We start from the raw sequence: 657 nt of genomic DNA on the forward strand, positions 1-657 counted from the left end.
TGAGCCGTTTCCCAAGTGGCGGCTTTGCGGTTCACGACGCCCTTAATAGGCCACTGCTGACCATCAATAGCTAAGGTGATTTCACGCGGTGGAATACGACGAGGTACTAAGGTGACAGATAACGCAGGCGCTTCCTGACCAGGCGGAGTGATGTAAAGTGAAACCGGTGATTCTTTGTCCGTGGCCACATATACAACATTCCCCTTGATTTGCGTCTGAGCATCACTGGTTGTTCTGACCTGAGGCGATTCAAACGGCGTCACAATCCGGTTCAGATGACCAAGTGCTACAGGGATCAGTTCATTGACTCCCGGTGTCATCAGTAACGTTGTTGGCGCATCGGTTGCAACCGTATTGCTTTGAACCGGTGGATTTGCAGTAGCAGACTGCTTCATCACACTTGCTGGCACAATCGGCAATTCCACGTCTGCATAAGAAGCTTGAGATAACAGGACGCCACTCAAGCTCATTGCGATTAAGCTTGGTGTCATCCATCGACTAAGTTTGGTTCGCATCATTCACCCTCCGGTTTTGCTCTTGGGTCAACTTTTCACGAACTCGCTTCGTTCTAGCTTGCCCCTCATACGTATCCATCCAACTGAGCTTTGGACGGTATTGCTCAATATCGATGTCAAACTCATAGGTGCGAGTTTGGCG

2 pseudogenes are annotated in these 657 nt (G+C 49.9%); both read right to left on the reverse strand.

The features are described 5' to 3' along the window. Nucleotides 1–515 (reverse strand): annotated as a pseudogene (locus tag R7Z49_RS28190) (hypothetical protein); the annotation flags it as partial. Next, nucleotides 499–657 (reverse strand): annotated as a pseudogene (locus tag R7Z49_RS28195) (pilus assembly protein); the annotation flags it as partial. The pseudogenes R7Z49_RS28190 and R7Z49_RS28195, both read right to left, overlap by 17 nt.

It is taken from the genome of Vibrio sp. 1562, assembly GCF_033340155.1.
Lineage (GTDB): Bacteria > Pseudomonadota > Gammaproteobacteria > Enterobacterales > Vibrionaceae > Vibrio > Vibrio alginolyticus.